The organism is Novosphingobium aquimarinum, assembly GCF_009746585.1.
Lineage (GTDB): Bacteria > Pseudomonadota > Alphaproteobacteria > Sphingomonadales > Sphingomonadaceae > Novosphingobium > Novosphingobium aquimarinum.
On the sequence record NZ_WRPO01000032.1, the window covers coordinates 18,719 to 36,236 of the forward strand.

Sequence of the window (17,518 nt, forward strand, 5' to 3'; positions counted from 1 at the left end):
GATTTCTGACATGGCGACCAAGGTTGCGATCAATGGTTTCGGACGTATCGGGCGCCTCGTCGCGCGCGCCATCCTCGAACGCCCCGATTGCGGGCTCGAACTGGTTTCGATCAACGACCTCGCCGATGTGAAGTCCAACGCGCTTCTGTTCGGCTTCGATTCCACGCACGGCCGCTTCCCCGGCACGATCGTTCCGGGTGACGGCAAGATGACCGTGAACGGCAAGGACATCGTCGTCACCGCCGAAAAGGATCCTGGCAAGCTGCCGCACAAGGATCTGGGCATCGACATCGTTCTCGAATGCACCGGCTTCTTCCAGTCCAAGACCGCCTCGCAACCGCACCTCGATGCCGGTGCCAAGCGTGTGCTGATCTCCGCGCCGGCCGAAGGTGTCGACAAGACGATCGTGTTCGGCGTCAACGACGGCGCGCTGACGGCGGAGGACGTGGTCGTCTCGAACGCGAGCTGCACCACCAACTGCCTCGCACCCGTCGCCAAAGTCATGCAGGACACCGTCGGCATCGAGCGTGGTTTCATGACCACGATCCACTCGTACACCAACGACCAGCGCATGCTCGATCAGATCCACAAGGACCTGCGTCGGGCCCGTGGCGGTGCGCAGAACATGATCCCGACCACCACCGGCGCCGCGCGCGCGGTCGGCCTCGTCCTGCCCGAACTGAAGGGCAAGCTCGATGGGTCTTCGGTCCGCGTACCGACGCCGAATGTCAGCCTTGTCGACCTGTGCTTCGTGCCGGGCCGCGACACGACCAAGGACGAGATCAACGGCGCGCTGAAGGCCGCCGCCGAAGGTCCGATGAAGGGCGTGCTCGACTTCACCGATCAGCCGCTCGTCTCCTCGGACTTCAACCACTATCCGGCTAGCTCGACCGTCGACAGCCTCGAAACGGCCGTGATGGAAGGCAAGTTCGTGCGCGTCGTCTCCTGGTACGACAACGAATGGGGCTTCTCGAACCGTATGCTCGACACGGCGGGAGCCATGGCGAAGTACCTCTGACGATTTGAGGAATTGCCGGTGGAATTGACCGCAAGGACGGGAAGGCTGGCGGGCATCGCTCGTCGCCCCCGTCCGCGTGGGCCGGTCGAGGTCATACGCTCGGTATCGGTGACGACCGTCGAGGGGGTTCATGGCAATTTCCGCGGTGCGGTCATGCCGGGCAAGCGTCCGCGTCGCCAGATTTCGCTGATCGAAGCGGAGAGCTGGGCGGCGGCGCTTGCGGATCTCGGCCTGCATCCCGAAGACATGCTGGCCTGGTCGGTGCGCCGCGCCGATCTGCTCGTGCAAGGGCTGCGTCTGCCGCGTGAGGCGGGCACTGTCCTCGCGATCGGTTCGAGTTTGCGTATCGAAGTGACCATGGAATGTGATCCATGCAGTCGTATGGACGAGATTCAACCGGGGCTGAGGTCCGCGCTCATGCCGGATTGGCGTGGCGGTTTCCTCGGCAAAGTGGTTACTGACGGCGACATCGCCGTGGGCGACGAGATAAGGATCGAAGCATGAGCGCTTTCAAGACACTGGACGATCTTGGCGATGTGACCGGAAAGGTTGCCCTCGTCCGCGTCGATCTCAACTTGCCGATGAAGGACGGCCTCGTCACGGACGAGACCCGCATTCGCGCGTCGGCGCCGACCATCGCCGATCTGACCGCAAAGGGCGCCAAGGTCCTGCTGCTGGCCCACTTCGGTCGTCCCAAGGGCGAGCGCTCTTCGACCCAGTCGCTCAGCCTTGTGGTCGGCGCGGTCGAGAAAGTGATCGGCCAGGAAATCATGTTTGTGCCCGAAGTCGTCGGGCCCGTCGTGGCGCAGTCCGTCGGCATCCTCGGCAATGGCGACGTCGCCATCCTCGAGAACACGCGCTTCTGGAAAGGTGAGGAAGCGAACGACCCCGAATTCGCCAAGGCCATTGCCGAAAACGGCGACTTCTTCGTCAACGATGCCTTCTCCGCCGCGCACCGCGCGCACGCGACCACCGAAGGGCTGGCGAAGCTGCTGCCGGCTTACGCGGGCCGTTCGATGCAGGCCGAACTCGAAGCGCTCGACGCTGCTCTCGGTACGCCGGTAAAGCCGGTTGCCGCCGTGGTTGGCGGGGCCAAGGTCTCCTCGAAGCTCGACGTGCTAACCCATCTGGTGAGCCAGGTCGATCATCTCATCATCGGCGGCGGCATGGCCAATACCTTCCTTGCGGCCAAGGGCGTCGATGTCGGCAAATCCCTGTGCGAGCACGATCTGGCGGACACCGCCAATTCCATTATCGAGACCGCCGACAAATCGGGTTGCACGGTCCACTTGCCTTACGAAGTGGTGGTCTCGAAGGAATTCGCTGCCAACCCGCCGAGCCTGCGCACCTGCAACGTCCATGAGGTAGCCGCCGACGAAATGATCCTCGATGTCGGTCCTTCCGCGGTCGAGGCGCTGGGCGATGTGCTCAAGACATGCCGGACACTGGTGTGGAACGGGCCGATGGGCGCCTTCGAGACCGAACCGTTCGATGCCGCGACCGTCTCGCTGGCCAAGACCGCCGCCGCGCTGACGCGCGAAGGCTCGCTGACTTCGGTCGCGGGTGGCGGCGATACCGTTGCTGCGCTCAACCACGCCGGCGTTGCGCAGGATTTCAGCTATATTTCGACCGCGGGCGGTGCCTTCCTCGAATGGATGGAAGGCAAGGAACTGCCGGGCGTTGCCGCGCTCTCCAACTGAACCGGCGCTCGCCGAGGCGAGACAACCGGTCGCGGGCGGGGCAGGGGCTCCGACGCGTTACGTAACGCTCGATGCGATGCGCGGGCTCGCCGCAATCTGCGTGGCGCTGTTCCATTTCGATATCTGGGCAATGCCGCACGGTTATTTGGCCGTCGATTTCTTCTTCGTGCTGTCGGGCTTCGTGCTGGCGCGCACTTACGCGCCGCGCTTCGCCCAAGGGCTTGGCTTCGGGCGCTTCATGGTCAAACGGATCGTCCGGCTCTACCCGCTATTTCTGCTTGGCATCTTGCTGGCGGGCCTCGTTTTCGCGCTGCGGGCGGAAGTGGGCGCGGCAAATCCAATGGCGCCCGCCGCGGCATGGTGGACCTTCCTGCTGGGGCTGGCGATGCTGCCCTCGCCACTCGATGTGCCGCTGTTTCCGCTGAACGTGCCTTCGTGGTCCTTGTTTTTCGAGATCCTCGCCAATGCCTTGCTGGCGCTGGTTCTTCTGCGCCTGCCGCGCTGGGCACTTATCGCGCTGATCGTGGTGTGCGCCGCCGGCCTGACGCCGATTCTGCTCGCGCACGGATCGGGCAACATCGGGGCCTTGTGGTCCGAGATCGGCGTCGCGAGCTTGCGCACGACATACTCGTTCGGCTTCGGCGTGCTCATCGCGGGCCTGGCCAATCTGCCGCCGCGACGCGCATCGTGGCTGGCCCTTTTCGTCCCCGCCGCTATCCTCGTCATGCTGGCCCTGCCGCGCACCGGGCATGCCGCCTACGACATCGGCATGATCCTGATCGGATCGCCGCTGCTGCTTTGGGCCGGCTCGCGCGTGCAATTGCCCGGTTTCTGCCTCATTCCGGCAAGCTTCATCGGCGAAGTATCCTATGCGCTCTACGCCGTTCACTGGCCGATGATCGAGCCCTTGCGCGATCTGCGCGACCGCCTGGCCGTCTCGCCGCTCATCGCCGATCCCATGTTCATCGCCACGATGCTGGTGCTCGCGTGGCTGGCGGTGCGCTGGTTCGACATGCCCTTGCGCCGACGCCTTTCCGCCGCTCTTGCGGGAGACCACTCAGTTGCGAGAAAAGTCGCGGCTGGTTAAGCCTTCATCACAGCAAACAAGACAGGGAATTCAGGCATGAACACATCCGACATGACCGCCAAGATGGCTGAAGGCGATGGCTTTATCGCCGCGCTCGATCAGAGCGGGGGCTCCACGCCCAAGGCGCTGAAGGGCTACGGCGTCGAGGAAGGCGCCTGGAACACCGAAGAGGAAATGTTCGGCCTGATCCACGACATGCGCAGCCGCATCATTTCGTCGCCCGCCTTTACCGGCGAGAAGGTGATCGGCGCGATCCTGTTCGAGCGCACGATGGACGGCACCGTCGACGGCAAGCCGACGCCGCAGGCGCTGATCGACAAAGGCGTGGTGCCCTTCATCAAGATCGACAAGGGCCTCGAGGACGAAGCCAACGGCGTGCAGATGATGAAGCCGATGCCCACGCTCGACGCGCTGCTCGAAAAGTCGAAGGCGCTCGGCGTGTTCGGCACCAAGGAACGCTCGGTGATCAATTCGGCGAACGAAGAAGGCATCGCCGCGATCGTCAAGCAGCAGTTCGAAGTCGGCCAGCAGGTCATCGGCCACGGCATGATGCCGATGATCGAGCCCGAGGTGAACATCAAGAGCGAGACCCGCACCGACTGCGACAAGATCCTGCTCGCCGAAATCCTGAAGGCCCTCGACGCACTGCCCGATGGCCAGAAGGTCATGCTTAAGCTCTCGCTGCCGGTTGTGCCGGGCACCTTCGATCCGCTGGTCGAGCATCCCAAGGTGCTGCGCGTCGTCGCGCTGTCGGGTGGCTACAAGCGCCCCGAAGCGTGCCGCGAACTGGCGAAGAACAAGGGCATCATCGCCAGCTTCAGCCGCGCGCTGCTCGAAGACCTGCGCGCGCAAATGAGCGAAGATGAGTTCGACAAGGCACTCGGCTCGGCGATCGACGAGATCTACACCGGTTCCACTCAGAAGACTGCCGCGGCGGCTACGGCCTGAGATCGGAACCTAGGAAGATTGCCCTCGTTCAGATCCCGCCCATGAAGCGGAACCCGAAGCTGTAATCTGCCTCTTCGAGTCCAGCCTGACCCACCATTGGCGGGTCGGGCTGGACCTCGACCAGTTCGAGGCTGCCGTCGGCTACCTGAACCGGCTCGCCTTGCGTCAGTTCACGAAATTCCCTGCGGGCGCCGAGGTCGATCCGGGCTCGGATCCGGACACGTCCAGCCCAGACACAGCGCGCGTTCATTGGGCAACGGCTGTCTTCGAGGACCGCAAGCGGCGTGACTTTGGGGCCGTCGACCCAAGCGGTCTCGCCCATTCGCGAGCGCACGAGGGGGCTCGGCTCTTCGGGAGCGGCGGCAGCAGTCGGGCTCGCTGCCGGAATGGGGGCTGGGGCAGTGGTGCAAGCTGCCGGAAGCAGCAAGGCGGCCAGGACAAGAGTGGTTCGCAGCATCGCGCCGGGGTGCGCGTTCGCCGCTGAACCAACGCCGAACGCTTGGCGGCAGCGACCCGCGCGGCTATGGGCTCGCCTCATGTCCAAAGAGTCCTCCCGTACGTGCGATCTGTATCTTATTTCCCCGCTCGAGGTGGGCGGCGGCTTTCCTGCACGGCTTGAGCGCGCGTGTGACGCGGGACCGGTCGCGGCGTTTCAGTTTCGCGTCAAGGATGTCGACCAGCACGAAGCCGCGCGGCTCGCCCAACCGCTGCAGGAAATCTGCGCGTCTCGGGACATCGCCTTCATCATCAACGATTCGATTTCCTTGGCGAAGCGCTTGGGCGCCGACGGCGTGCATCTCGGCCAGGACGACGGCAGCGTGGAGGAAGCGAGAAACGCGCTCGGACGTGATGCGCAGATCGGCGTGACCTGCCACGACAGCCGCCACCTGGCGATGGACGCCGGCGAAGCCGGTGCCGATTACGTCGCGTTCGGGGCATTCTTTCCCACCCAGACGAAGGTGGTCAAGCATCAGGCGCAGACGGACCTGCTGGAGTGGTGGCAAGCGGTGTTCGAGATTCCCTGCGTGGCGATCGGAGGCATCGAACCGGGCAATTGCGCGCCTCTGGTGAGCGCCGGCGCGGATTTTCTCGCGGTCTCGGGCGCGGTTTGGAACGGGGATGAGGCGCAGGCCGTGACGGCGTTCCACGAGGCCATCGCCAAGGCGCTCGGCTAGACCGCCCCGCCAGCTAGATCGGCGGGATCGTCGATATCGTTCGCGAGGCCGTCGCCGAGGATCACGCGAGCGTCGTAACCGAGGCGCCTCGCTTCTTCGCGATGATGCGCGAAACTATTCGAACCGTACGCAAAGCGAAAATCCTCTCCTGCCGGGAGCGGCAGACTGAGCGCATTCGTCCCTGTGCCATGGCGATCTGGCGCGATCCCGATCGTGTCCGTGTCGAGTTGCGCCAACAGGTCGATGTTACCGGTGTCCAGCGATGGCAAGTCGCCGGCAATCACGAGCATTCTGGTCGCTCCACGCTGCGCTACGAGAGGAAGTGAGTGGCACAATGCGGCATTGAGCCCGACGCCCGCATCGGCGATCACGTCGAGCAGGGGATAGGCAGGAGAGCGCCGACCGACCGTCAGCACCGCATCGACCGTCCCGGCGGACAACGCCGTGGCGATCACGTGCTCCAGCATGGCTTCGACGAGCCGCTCGCGGCTCGAGCGATCGAGCACCCCGGCGAGCCGCGACTTGGCATGGAGCAGGGGCTTTGCGGGAATTAGCGCAATGCAGGATCCGGCCTGCGCGTTCACGGAATGTCGGGCGCCTCGGTGAGTCGGGTGAAGCGAATGCCCGCGCCGTCGGCCTTGTAGGTCTTGTTCATGTAGATAAGGATCGATGTCAGCGCTTCACCCGCGGCCGAATTCGCCAGCGCGCCGCCCGACAATCCACGAACGCCCATTTGCGGGCACAGTTCGAGCACCGCCTTGCGAGCTTCGATGTCGTCGCTGAAGACGAGCACGTCGCATTCGATCGCATGGTCGCCGTCGAGATGGTGCGCCGACACGTTGTGAAAGCCCGTCACCAGCCGCACATCCGGGCCAAGATGCTGGCGCGCCTGCACGGCCGAACATCCCTCCGCCGGAAGCTGCACCCGCATCACCTTGGGCGGAACCAGCGGCACCGTGGTATCGACGACGATGGCGTCCCCTACCTTGTCCTTGATCGAACCCAGCGTATCGGCCTGCGAGGCATGAGGTACGGTAACGAATACGAAATCCTGCCCGCTGGCGGCATCCTCGTTCGCGGCATAGGCCGTCCCGAGTTCATCGGCGGCAAGCTTCGCCTTGTCGACCGAGCGCGAGCCTATCGTGACTGTGTGACCCGCTTTCGCGAGCCTCCGTGCGATCCCCTTTCCGAGTGCGCCGGTTCCTCCGATCACTGCGATGGCCGCCATGCTGTCTCTCCGCTCCGTTTCGGGTTGCATCCCGTTAGGGATAGCCGATAGCCCTGCCGCGCCTTCGCGCAAATAGTTTGTGACGCTGATCGGGTCGGACGTTGATGATGAGAAGTTGGACACGTACGCCATGATGGACCCGGCGCAATTGCGCGCTTTCGCCCTTCCGGGCTTGCCGATGCTCGGACCGGAATGCGATCTTGCCGCCGAAATTTGCGAGGCCATGCATCGCTCGCGCGAAGCCTGGCAAGCAGGCGATATCTGCGTCGTGGCCCAGAAAGTCATCTCGAAGTGCGAAGGCCGGACGATCGCGCTGGATTCGGTCCAACCCGATGCCAGGGCGAGCGCCGAAGCAACGCGTCTCGGGCGCGATCCGCGCATGCTTGCGCTGATCGAACGGGAAAGCAGCGAAATTCTGCGCGCCACTCGAGCAGCCGTCATCACGCGCCATCGCACCGGGCATGTGCTGGCCAATGCCGGGATCGACGCTTCGAATGTTGCGGGCAAAGGCGAGGTTCTGCTTTGGCCTCAGGATCCCGATGCCTCTGCCCGGACTCTACGTGCGGCGATTGCCTGCTCCAGCGGTGCGAGCCCAGCCGTGGTGATCGCCGACAGCATGGGGCGGGCCTGGCGCATCGGCACCGTGGGCACAGCGATCGGATGCGCCGGGCTGCAAGTGCTCGAAGATCGTCGGGGAACGGGCCGCGATCTGTACGGTCGGACGTTGCAGGCGACGATCATCGCGGTCGCGGATTCGATCGCGGCTCTGGCAGGCCTTGCCATGGGCGAGGGTGATGAGGGCACCCCGGTCGTCGTGGTGCGCGGCGCGGGCCGCTGGGTCACGCCGGAGGACGGACCCGGAGCGGCGAGCGGACTGCGCCCGATCGAGCAGGACCTGTTCCGATGAGCCATGTCCTTGCATTATCCGGCGGAGTCGGCGGGGCCAAACTCGCGGCCGGCCTCGCGGCCGTGGTTCCGCCCGAAGATCTGACTATCGCGGTCAACACCGGGGACGACTTCGAGCATCTGGGCCTCACGATCTGCCCCGATCTGGACTCGGTGACTTATGCCTTGGCTGGCCTCAACGATACCGAGCGGGGGTGGGGCGTGCGCGACGAAAGCTGGCAAGCCATGGCGATGCTGCGCGAACTCGATGCGCCCTCCTGGTTCAATCTCGGCGACCGTGATCTCGGGCTGCACCTCGCCCGCTCGTGGCGGCTGCGCGGCGGGGAGACCCTGTCGCAGGCGACCGCGGCACTGACCGGCGCGCTCGGGCTGGCAGCGAGGATCGTGCCGATGAGCGACGATCCGGTCCGCACCCAAGTGGAAACCGATGCGGGTTGGCTCGATTTCCAGACCTATTTCGTCGCCGAACAATGCCGTCCCCCGGTGCGCGCGATCCGCTTTGCGGGTGCGGAAATGGCACGGCCATCGCCGATGCTGTCGACTGCGCTCTCACGTCCGGATCTCGCAGCCATCATTTTGTGCCCCTCGAATCCCTGGCTGAGCGTGGATCCGTTCCTGGCGATGCCCGAGTTGCGGGCGGCGCTGGAGGACCGCCCCGTGCCGCTGGTCGCCGTGTCGCCGCTGGTCGGCGGGGCAGCACTCAAGGGGCCGCTCGCAAAGCTGATGGCCGAGCTTGGGATTCCGGTGACGAATTTTTCGATCGCGGAGCATTACAACGGCTTGCTGGATCATATCGTGATCGATCAGACCGATGCCGACGATGCCGAGGGGTTGCGTGCGGCAGGTCTTTGCGTCACCGTTGCGGGAACAGTCATGCGCGATGCCGAAGATCGGGAGCGGCTTGCGCGCGTAGCACTGTCGGCAGCCCGTATCGAAACAGGATAAGCATGGCGCGCGACGATAGTGCACTGACGCAACGGCTTCTGAAGACACCGCTGGCAGACCTCCAGGCCGAGGCCCGCGCCATCCGCGAGCGACGTGGACCGGCGCGGATTACCTATTCGCCCAAGGTCTTCATTCCCCTTACGAGGCTGTGCACCGACGTGTGCCACTACTGCACGTTCGCCACGACACCGTCGCAGCTCGAAGCGCCGTACCTGTCCGAGGACCAAGTTCTGGAAATCGCGAGGCAGGGCGTCGAAGCCGGTTGCAAGGAGGCGCTCTTTACGCTCGGCGATGCGCCCGAGCGCCGCTACGCCGCAGCGCGCGAGTGGCTTGCCGAGCGGGGTTTCGCCCGAACCATCGACTACGTCCGTCACTGCGCGGCACGGGTCGTCGAGGAAACCGGCCTCCTACCGCACATCAACGCCGGTATTCTCGACGAAGCGGAGTATCGGATGCTGCGTCCGGTCGCCGCTTCGGTCGGGTTGATGCTGGAAAGTACGTCGGAAAGGCTGCTCGAGAAGGGTGGGGCGCATCATGGCTCGCTCGACAAGGTGCCGGCGGTTCGTCTGGAGTCGCTCGCGGCAGCCGGTCGGGCGAGAGTGCCGACCACCAGCGGTATCTTGATCGGCATCGGCGAAACGCCCGAGGACCGGATCGAATCGCTGCTGGCGCTGCGCGAGCTGCACGAACGATACGATCACTTGCAGGAGGTGATCGTCCAGAACTTCCGTCCCAAGCCCGGCACCAAGATGTCGGCAGCCTCCGAAGCGAGCGCAGACGAGTTCCTGCGCGTGCTCGCCGCTGCCCGCATCGTCCTGCCCGATAGCGTTTCCGTGCAGGCTCCGCCCAATCTCAACGATGAGCGGCTGGCCGCATTGATGGACTGCGGGATCGACGATTGGGGTGGAATCTCGCCGGTCACGCTCGACCACGTCAATCCCGAAGCGCCGTGGCCGGAAGTCGAGCGCCTTGCCGAAATTTGCGCCGACGCGGGGCTACCTTTGGTGCAGCGTCTGACCATCTATCCGCGCTACCATACCGGCGAGGATCGCTCATGGCTCGATGCCGCGATCCGTCCGGCGGTTCTCGAGTTATCCGATAGCGAAGGTCTGGCGCGCGATACCCGCTGGAGCCCCGGAATAACCGAGCCCGCGCCGGGACGCGTCGATGCACCGTTCGGTTCAGCCAATACCGGACCGAGATCCAAACGGATCACGCATATCCTCGATCGCGTGGCCTGTGGCGCGGTGCTTTCGGAAGTGGAGATCGTCTCTCTGTTTACTGCGCGCGGGGCGAATGCGCAGGCCGTGGTCGAAACGGCGAATGGCTTGCGCGCTGAATCATCCGGCGATGCGGTGACTTATGTGGTCAACCGCAACATCAACTACACCAACATCTGCACGCACGCCTGCTCGTTCTGTGCGTTTTCGAAGACGAGCAGTAAGGCCGGTTTCCGCGACAAGCCCTACGATCTCGATCTGTCCGAGATTGCCGCGCGCGCGCGCGAGGCGGTCGAGCGCGGCGCCACCGAGGTCTGCCTGCAAGGCGGCATCCATCCACGCTATACCGGCGATACCTATCTTTCGATCTTGCGCGCGGTGAAGGCGGAATGCCCGGACTTGCACGTTCATGCGTTCTCGCCGCTCGAAGTGAGCCAGGGGGCACGCACGCTCGGGCTGCCGGTGATCGAGTATCTGCGCCGCCTGAAGGACGCGGGGCTTGGATCGTTGCCGGGGACCGCGGCGGAGATCCTGTGCGACGACATCCGCGCGCAGATCTGCCCCGACAAGTTGACCACCGCCGAATGGCTTGGTGTGGTGGGAGACGCGCACCGGATCGGGCTGCCGACGACATCGACGATCATGTTCGGCCACCTTGAGCAACCCGTCCACTGGGCGCGGCATCTGCTCGCGCTGCGCCGCCAGCAGGACGAGACCGGCGGTTTCACCGAGTTCGTGCCACTACCGCTCGTGCACATGGAAGCGCCGTTTTACCGCCGGGGGCAAAGCCGCAAGGGCCCCACGTGGCGCGAGGCCGTGATGATGCACGCGGTGGCACGCATCGCGCTTCACGGCAGCATAGATTCGATCCAGTGCTCGTGGGTCAAGCTCGGCGTCGAAGGCGCGGCGGTGATGCTCAATGCCGGCTGCAACGATCTCGGCGGCGTGTTGATGAACGAAAGCATCAGCCGCGCGGCGGGCGCGAGCCACGGTCAAGAACTCAGCGTCGACGTGCTGCGCGAGGCTGCGCAAAGTGCGGGCCGACCGCTCCGCCAGCGCACGACGCTCTATGGCGAGGTCGCCGAGGTTGCACGCGAACCGGCCTGACTCGTCGCCCGCGTGGCAAGCATCGCGCGAGACTTACGCTAACACCGCACTGCTTTGCGCCACCAGACGGACCAGTTCTGACTGCCCACGTACGCCAAGTTTGCTGTAGAGCTTTTTCGAGTAATTGCGGGTCGTCTCGAGTGTCAGCCCCAGTCGCTCCGCCGCTTCCGCCATGGAAAATCCATCGTAGAGCGCGATAGCCAATTCGGCTTCGCGCCGGGGCAAGCCGAAAATATGCGCAAGCCCCGCCGCGCGCGTCGGGCTGGGGGCGCGTGGCAAACGCAGCAGCGCGATCACCGCCGGAGAGGGAATGATCCCCTCGGCGGGAGCGCCCGGCGGAAACAGCAGGGCTTCGATGCGCGGCGCGGCGGCTACGACTGCTGCGATCGGATCGGCATTGGGGGTCTCGTGAAAACGGTGCGCGGCCGCCAGGACTTCGGCTTCCGCCAAGCGGGACAGCGCTCCGGCGCGATCGCCCGGCTGCGGCGCGTAATTCAGCACCGCGAGCAGATTGTCGCGTGTTCTGTCCGGAAGTGCCAGGATCGTTCCGTCGCGATCGAATGCGATCCAACCCATCCCCGCTCTATCGTTGCCAGCCTCGCTAAGCGCTTCGGCTATCCTCGAACGGTCCTGAGTGGCCGCGTTGCGCAACACGGCCGCGACGTAGGGCACGAGCGAGGAGAGCAGCGCGCTGTCGGCTGCGCGAAGGGAGTTTTTGCTCGCGATCACCAGCCAGGCACTCAGGTCGGGATCCGCGAGGATGCGCACGGACCGTTCGTCGGTCACGCCAAGTCGCGCCATATGCCGCATGCGCTGCGCACGCCGCACCGGATCGGCGTCGTAGTATTCCTGCGAGGCATAAACGCGCCCGGGGCGTAGCAGGTCGTATTGCACGCGATCGAGTTCGTTGAGTTCGGCGAGACCGAGTTCGCGCGCGCGCTGCCGGAGATCGGGGCCGACCCAGTAGCTCAGCGGTTCGCCGGCCCCCGCGCGGATAAAGAGCGCCGCATAAAGCGCGTCGCAGCGGCGCTGGACACGCGTCAGGAATGTGGAGAATGGGTGTTCCTCCGTGCTTCCCGTGAGCAGCGGCAGCAAGAGATCCGTCTCGTCAGGTCCGGTAAGAGCCATTGCCCTCCCATATGGGAGGTTTCTTGACAGAACGCTATCCTATGTTGGCCTTACGCGACCGACGGAGTGGACCATGAAGACCCTGACGCATCTTGAACGGCTCGAAGCGGAGTCGATCCACATCATTCGCGAGGTCGTCGCCGAGGCGGAAAAGCCGGTGATGCTTTATTCCGTAGGCAAGGACAGCGCCGTAATGCTGCATCTGGCGCGCAAGGCGTTCTATCCCTCGCCGCCGCCGTTCCCGCTGCTCCACGTCGACACGACCTGGAAGTTCAAGGCGATGTACGAGCTGCGCAATCGCATGGCGACGGAATCGGGCATGGAGCTTCTGGTCTACCAGAACCCCGAGGCGGCCGAGAAGGGGATCAACCCGTTCGAGCACGGCTCGCTTCACACCGATATGTGGAAGACGGAAGGCCTCAAGCAGGCGCTCGACAAGTACGGGTTCGATGCGGCTTTCGGTGGCGCGCGCCGCGATGAAGAGAAGAGCCGCGCCAAGGAGCGCATCTTCTCGTTCCGCACCTCCTCGCATGGCTGGGATCCCAAGAACCAGCGGCCCGAATTGTGGAACCTCTACAACGCGCGTAAGGCCAAGGGGGAGTCGATCCGCGTCTTCCCGATCTCGAACTGGACCGAGCTGGACGTCTGGCAGTACATCCACCTGAACGACATTCCGATCGTGCCGCTCTATTTCGCCGACAAGCGTCCGACTTTCGAATGGGAAGGCGGCCTGTTCATGGCGGACGACATGGACCGGATCGAGAAAATCCTCGGCTACCGCCCCGAGACCACCGAAAAGTCGATCCGCTTCCGCACGCTCGGCTGCTTTCCGCTGACCGGCGCGGTCGAGAGCGAGGCGGCGACGCTGCCCGACGTGATCCAGGAAACGCTGCTCACCACGACCAGCGAGCGCCAGGGTCGCGTGATCGACAAGGACGCCGGCGGTGCCGGCATGGAAGTTAAGAAGCAGCAGGGGTACTTCTGATGGCCGACACTGAAACCAAAGACGCCGTCTACGTCACCGAAAAGCTCATCGCCGAGGATATCGACGCATACCTCGTGCAGCACGAACACAAGACGATGCTGCGCTTCATCACCTGCGGCAGCGTCGATGACGGCAAGTCCACCCTGATCGGGCGCCTGCTCTACGATTCGAAGATGATCTTCGAAGACCAGCTCGACGCGCTGCAGTCCGATTCCAAAAAGGTCGGAACGCAGGGGCAGGAGATCGACTTCGCGCTGCTGGTCGACGGTCTTGCTGCCGAGCGCGAGCAGGGGATCACGATCGACGTCGCCTACCGCTTCTTCAACACCGAAAAGCGCAAGTTCATCGTCGCCGACTGCCCGGGCCACGAGCAGTACACGCGCAACATGGTCACCGGTGCCTCCACCGCCGACCTTGCCGTCATTCTGATCGACGCGCGCAAGGGCGTGCTCGTCCAGACGCGCCGGCACAGCTATCTGTGCCATCTGATCGGCATCAAGAACATCGTGCTCGCGGTCAACAAGATGGACCTGGTCGATTACAGCCAGGAAGCCTTCGACAAGATCGTTGCCGACTACACCGAGTTCGCCAATTCCATTGGCATCGATAGCTTCACCGCAATGCCGATCTCGGGCTTCAAGGGCGACAACATCACGTCGCATTCCGAGAAGACGCCTTGGTACGAGGGCCCGACGCTGGTCGACCATCTCGAAAGCGTCGAAGTGCTCAGTTCGATCGATGCGGAAAAGCCGTTCCGCATGCCGGTGCAGTGGGTCAATCGCCCCAATCTCGATTTCCGTGGCTTTTCCGGCCTGATCGCCACCGGTGCGGTCAAGCCGGGCGACAAGATCCGCGTTCTGCCTTCGGCCAAGACCAGCACCGTGAGCCGGGTCGTCGCGTTCGACGGCGATCTCGAAGAAGCCGTCGCCGGACAATCGGTTACGGTCTGCTTCGAGGACGAGATCGATTGCTCGCGCGGCTCGGTCATCGCCACCGCCGATGCCCCACCAGAAACGTCCGATCAGTTCGAGGCCACGTTCGTGTGGATGTCCGACGATCCGCTGATGCCGGGCCGTGCGTACTGGCTCAAGCTGGGCACGCAGCTGGTGTCGGTGACGGTTCAGGAACCCAAGTACGTCATCAACGTCAACACGATGGCGCAACTGGCGACCAAGACGTTCGAACTCAACGCCATTGGCGTGGCCGAACTGACGACCGACAAGCAGATCGTCTTTGAGCCTTATGAAGATAATCGTACGCTCGGTGGATTCATTCTCATCGATAAGATGACGAATGCCACTGTCGCCGCGGGCATGCTGAACTTCTCGCTGCGCCGGGCCCAGAACGTGCATTGGCAAGCGATCGATATCGGTCGCAAGCAGCATGCGTCGCTGAAGAACCAAACGCCTGCGGTGTTGTGGTTCACCGGTCTGTCGGGTTCGGGCAAATCCACGATCGCCAATCTCGTCGAGAAGAAGCTGCACCGGATGAACCGGCACACCTTCCTGCTCGATGGCGACAACGTGCGTCACGGCCTTAACAAGGACCTGGGCTTCACCGATGCCGATCGGATCGAGAACATCCGGCGCGTCGGCGAAGTCGCCAAGTTGATGACCGACGCCGGGCTGATCGTGGTCACCGCCTTCATCTCGCCGTTCCAGGCTGAGCGCGACATGGTGCGATCGATGCTGCCCGAGGGCGAGTTCCTCGAGATCTTCATCGATACGCCGCTCAAGGTCGCCGAAAGCCGCGACGTGAAGGGCCTCTACAAGAAGGCGCGCGCGGGTGAGCTGAAGAACTTCACTGGGATCGACAGCCCTTACGAGGCTCCGCGCGAACCGGAGATCCGTATCGACACCACCAAGCTTTCGCCCGAAGAAGCGGCGACGCTGATCGTCGACACGCTGATGGGGGATATCTGATGGGCATGACCGACGGTGATCTCGCCGCGCACCTCGCAGACCAGGCGGGCAAGATCCTGCTCCAGGTCCGTGCGTCGGGCATGTTCGAGGGCAAGTCGCTCGGCAAGGCGGGCGATCAGACCGCGAACCAGTTCCTGTGCCATGCGCTGCGCCAGCAGCGGCCCGAGGACGGGCTGCTTTCCGAGGAGGAAAAGGACAACGCCGAACGCCTCGCCGAAGAGCGCGTCTGGATCGTCGATCCGGTGGATGGAACGCGCGAATACGGCGAGGAGCGAGCCGACTGGGCCGTGCATGTCGGGCTTTGCGTGAAAGGGGAAGCGGCCCTTGGAGCAGTGGCCTTGCCGGGTGTCGATGTGGTGCTGCGTTCCGACCAGCCGGGAACCGTGCCGCCCCCGCCCGAGGTGCTGCGCATGGTTGTCAGCCGGACCCGCCCGGCGCGCGAGGCAACCGAAGTCGCGACGAAGCTCGGGGCTGAACTGGTGCCGATGGGCTCCGCCGGGGCGAAGGCCATGTCGATCCTTCAGGGCGAGGCGGATATCTATCTGCATTCGGGCGGCCAGTACGAATGGGACAGCTGCGCCCCGGTCGCGGTGGCGCTGGGCTGGGGGCTACACTGTTCGCGGATCGACGGTAGCCCGCTGGTGTATAATCAGCGGGACGTCTACATGCCGGATCTGCTGATCTGCCGCAAAGAACACGCCGAACGCGTCCTCGCGGAAGTCGCCCCGCTGCTGCAAAGCTAGATCGCTGACCCGGGATCGATCCCGGACCTGGCTTCCTTGGCGACCAGCGCAGTACCGTCCACCGACAGCGACCCTTTGCCGGGCGTTGCGCAAAGCAGCTCATACTTGCCGTCGGCATCGACGTAGCGCTTGCCGATGAGCGTTCCGGCGGCGAAATCGGCCGAAAGCGGGGCGGGGCTATCCGGCCTCGCTTCGCCCATCGGCACGCCGCCGCACTCGATCGTGCCATCGCCGGCGTGGATCACCATGACTTCTGTATCGCACGCAGCGCTCTTGAGACGGGTTCCCGGCTTCATGATGACAATTCCTTTGCGCTGTGCGTCCGCGAAGACGTATCCGACTTAAGCCTTGCCCCTCGCCGAACAAGACGCCAGCGCCTTCTCTGGCCCAGCGCTCTAGCTGCGGCTCAGGTTCTTGTAGATCCGGTCCAGATATTCGCGCAGCTGCACCAGTTCGGCATCTTCGAAGCCCCGGAAAAGGATATCCTCGGCGGTCTCGGCGATGGTCGCCAGCTGATCGAGCAGGGGTTCCGTCTTGTCGGTCGGGTAAACGGCTCGGGCCCGGCGGTCGTCACTCCGGGCGCGTCGCTGGAGCAAGCCATCCGCGCAGAGACGGTCGATCAACCGACCGGCCGACGCTTCCGACATATCGAGCGCCTCGGCGATGGTGCGCTGGGTCGAGCCCGGGTGCCGCATGACGACTGCGATCATCGACCATTGCGAGCGCGTAATATTGTGCACCGAAACCAGACGATCGAACTGGTTTCGCGTCAGCCGCGCAATGATGGTGAATTGCAGGCTGATCGATCGCCGGTTGTCGAATTCGGGATCGGAAAGCTGGACGTCGAGCAGTTCCTTGATCGGGTTGCCCGATCCGGCTTTTGCGCCCTGCCTCGAAGATTGATCGGACATCAGACCCTTTCGATGAACATCGCCGGGGCCATGCCACCGAACGCGCAAGTAGTGAATTCCGGTTGCGACTGTGACAACGATTTCTGACCCATTCTGCCTATTCCTGGGGGGATGCGTTCAGCGTCGATGAAGGGGGCCTCGGCCACAATGATTTGTCCTGTTGCGTTGCGCGCTTGTGGCTGCGTCGCGCTTCTGTGTCCGTGATCGCGGGGGGGTCACACTGTCCTATTGCATAAGTGCCCGCACCGAGTTTGCGATTGCTTTCACACGTTAGCATTTCGCGCCGGGCATGGCGAGCCGGCGACTGCTTGACGCGGAGAGACAGGCAGACAATGGCTGTTGGACAACGGCGAAATCGGATCTCGAACCGGCGCTGAGAACGGCGGTGCAAAATTAGACCACGGTAGCGGCGGCGAAGTGCTGCTGCGGGCGGCGTAAAAGTCGTCCACTTTTTCCCTTTCGCGATGGCGGCGAGGGGGATGAGGGATTTACACC

The 17,518-nt window shown here is 64.0% G+C and carries 18 protein-coding genes; 12 read left to right on the forward strand and 6 right to left on the reverse strand.

All coding sequences use genetic code 11. The annotated features are described in order from the left end of the window. The first annotated feature begins 10 nt into the window (after positions 1-10). The 5 genes from gap to GQO94_RS19565 are packed head-to-tail and all read left to right on the forward strand — an operon-like array spanning position 11 to position 4,753. Positions 11-1,018 carry a type I glyceraldehyde-3-phosphate dehydrogenase gene (gap, locus tag GQO94_RS19545; RefSeq protein WP_156843074.1) on the forward strand — a complete coding sequence of 336 codons (1,008 nt, stop codon included), beginning with the start codon at positions 11-13 and terminating at the stop codon, positions 1,016-1,018. 24 nt (positions 1,019-1,042) lie between these two features. Beyond that, a complete protein-coding gene (locus tag GQO94_RS19550) occupies positions 1,043-1,522 on the forward strand; it encodes an MOSC domain-containing protein (protein ID WP_156843087.1) in 480 nt (159 codons plus the stop codon). Further along, complete coding sequence (locus GQO94_RS19555; RefSeq protein WP_156843075.1) at positions 1,519-2,718, forward strand: phosphoglycerate kinase; 1,200 nt, start codon at positions 1,519-1,521, stop codon at positions 2,716-2,718. Before GQO94_RS19550 ends, GQO94_RS19555 begins: the two co-directional genes overlap by 4 nt. Then, complete coding sequence (locus GQO94_RS19560) at positions 2,699-3,805, forward strand: acyltransferase family protein (protein ID WP_232333040.1); 1,107 nt, start codon at positions 2,699-2,701, stop codon at positions 3,803-3,805. The genes GQO94_RS19555 and GQO94_RS19560 overlap by 20 nt, the downstream gene beginning before the upstream one ends. Positions 3,806-3,841: 36 nt before the next feature. After that, entirely contained in the window at positions 3,842-4,753 is a 912-nt protein-coding gene (locus GQO94_RS19565) for a fructose bisphosphate aldolase (protein WP_156843076.1), read from the forward strand. 28 nt (positions 4,754-4,781) lie between these two features. Here GQO94_RS19565 and GQO94_RS19570 read toward each other — a convergent pair whose 3' ends face one another. Further along, positions 4,782-5,075, reverse strand: coding sequence for a hypothetical protein (locus tag GQO94_RS19570; RefSeq protein ID WP_156843089.1), 294 nt, complete (start codon positions 5,073-5,075; stop codon positions 4,782-4,784). A 214-nt stretch (positions 5,076-5,289) separates the two neighbouring features. Here GQO94_RS19570 and thiE point away from each other — a divergent pair, with 214 nt between their 5' ends. Continuing rightward, positions 5,290-5,928 carry a thiamine phosphate synthase gene (gene thiE / locus GQO94_RS19575; RefSeq protein ID WP_156843090.1) on the forward strand — a complete coding sequence of 213 codons (639 nt, stop codon included), beginning with the start codon at positions 5,290-5,292 and terminating at the stop codon, positions 5,926-5,928. Here the strand turns inward: thiE and cofC are convergent. Continuing rightward, positions 5,925-6,512: a 2-phospho-L-lactate guanylyltransferase gene (gene cofC / locus GQO94_RS19580; protein WP_232333041.1), complete on the reverse strand. Its 588-nt coding sequence runs from the start codon at positions 6,510-6,512 to the stop codon at positions 5,925-5,927. The two genes, thiE and cofC, sit on opposite strands and share 4 nt — an antisense overlap. Next, positions 6,509-7,156, reverse strand: a complete 648-nt coding sequence (gene npdG, locus GQO94_RS19585; protein WP_156843077.1) for an NADPH-dependent F420 reductase — start codon at positions 7,154-7,156, stop codon at positions 6,509-6,511. Before npdG ends, cofC begins: the two co-directional genes overlap by 4 nt. Positions 7,157-7,271: 115 nt before the next feature. Between npdG and cofE the strand changes: the two genes are divergently transcribed. Genes cofE through cofH form a run of 3 tightly spaced genes read left to right on the forward strand, consistent with a single transcriptional unit; the run spans position 7,272 to position 11,334 of the window. Beyond that, positions 7,272-8,063, forward strand: a complete 792-nt coding sequence (gene cofE, locus GQO94_RS19590) for a coenzyme F420-0:L-glutamate ligase (RefSeq protein ID WP_232333042.1) — start codon at positions 7,272-7,274, stop codon at positions 8,061-8,063. After that, on the forward strand, positions 8,060-9,007 hold the full coding sequence (gene cofD, locus GQO94_RS19595; protein WP_156843078.1) for a 2-phospho-L-lactate transferase: 948 nt from the start codon (positions 8,060-8,062) through the stop codon (positions 9,005-9,007). The genes cofE and cofD overlap by 4 nt, the downstream gene beginning before the upstream one ends. Positions 9,008-9,009: 2 nt before the next feature. Next, a complete protein-coding gene (gene cofH, locus GQO94_RS19600; RefSeq protein ID WP_156843079.1) occupies positions 9,010-11,334 on the forward strand; it encodes a 5-amino-6-(D-ribitylamino)uracil--L-tyrosine 4-hydroxyphenyl transferase CofH in 2,325 nt (774 codons plus the stop codon). 33 nt (positions 11,335-11,367) lie between these two features. Here cofH and GQO94_RS19605 read toward each other — a convergent pair whose 3' ends face one another. Then, complete coding sequence (locus tag GQO94_RS19605) at positions 11,368-12,462, reverse strand: helix-turn-helix transcriptional regulator (RefSeq protein WP_156843080.1); 1,095 nt, start codon at positions 12,460-12,462, stop codon at positions 11,368-11,370. A gap of 73 nt (positions 12,463-12,535) precedes the next feature. Here GQO94_RS19605 and cysD point away from each other — a divergent pair, with 73 nt between their 5' ends. The 3 genes from cysD to GQO94_RS19620 are packed head-to-tail and all read left to right on the forward strand — an operon-like array spanning position 12,536 to position 16,112. Continuing rightward, positions 12,536-13,447 carry a sulfate adenylyltransferase subunit CysD gene (gene cysD, locus GQO94_RS19610; RefSeq protein WP_156843081.1) on the forward strand — a complete coding sequence of 304 codons (912 nt, stop codon included), beginning with the start codon at positions 12,536-12,538 and terminating at the stop codon, positions 13,445-13,447. Further along, entirely contained in the window at positions 13,447-15,369 is a 1,923-nt protein-coding gene (cysN, locus tag GQO94_RS19615; protein ID WP_156843082.1) for a sulfate adenylyltransferase subunit CysN, read from the forward strand. Before cysD ends, cysN begins: the two co-directional genes overlap by 1 nt. Next, positions 15,369-16,112: a 3'(2'),5'-bisphosphate nucleotidase CysQ gene (locus GQO94_RS19620; protein WP_156843083.1), complete on the forward strand. Its 744-nt coding sequence runs from the start codon at positions 15,369-15,371 to the stop codon at positions 16,110-16,112. Before cysN ends, GQO94_RS19620 begins: the two co-directional genes overlap by 1 nt. On the opposite strand, the gene GQO94_RS19625 is transcribed toward GQO94_RS19620, so the two are convergent. Both GQO94_RS19625 and GQO94_RS19630 read right to left on the reverse strand, forming a co-directional pair. Beyond that, positions 16,109-16,408, reverse strand: coding sequence for a hypothetical protein (locus GQO94_RS19625; RefSeq protein ID WP_156843084.1), 300 nt, complete (start codon positions 16,406-16,408; stop codon positions 16,109-16,111). The genes GQO94_RS19620 and GQO94_RS19625 overlap by 4 nt on opposite strands. A 99-nt stretch (positions 16,409-16,507) precedes the next feature. Continuing rightward, a complete protein-coding gene (locus GQO94_RS19630; protein ID WP_156843085.1) occupies positions 16,508-17,023 on the reverse strand; it encodes a MarR family winged helix-turn-helix transcriptional regulator in 516 nt (171 codons plus the stop codon). Positions 17,024-17,518 lie beyond the last annotated feature (495 nt).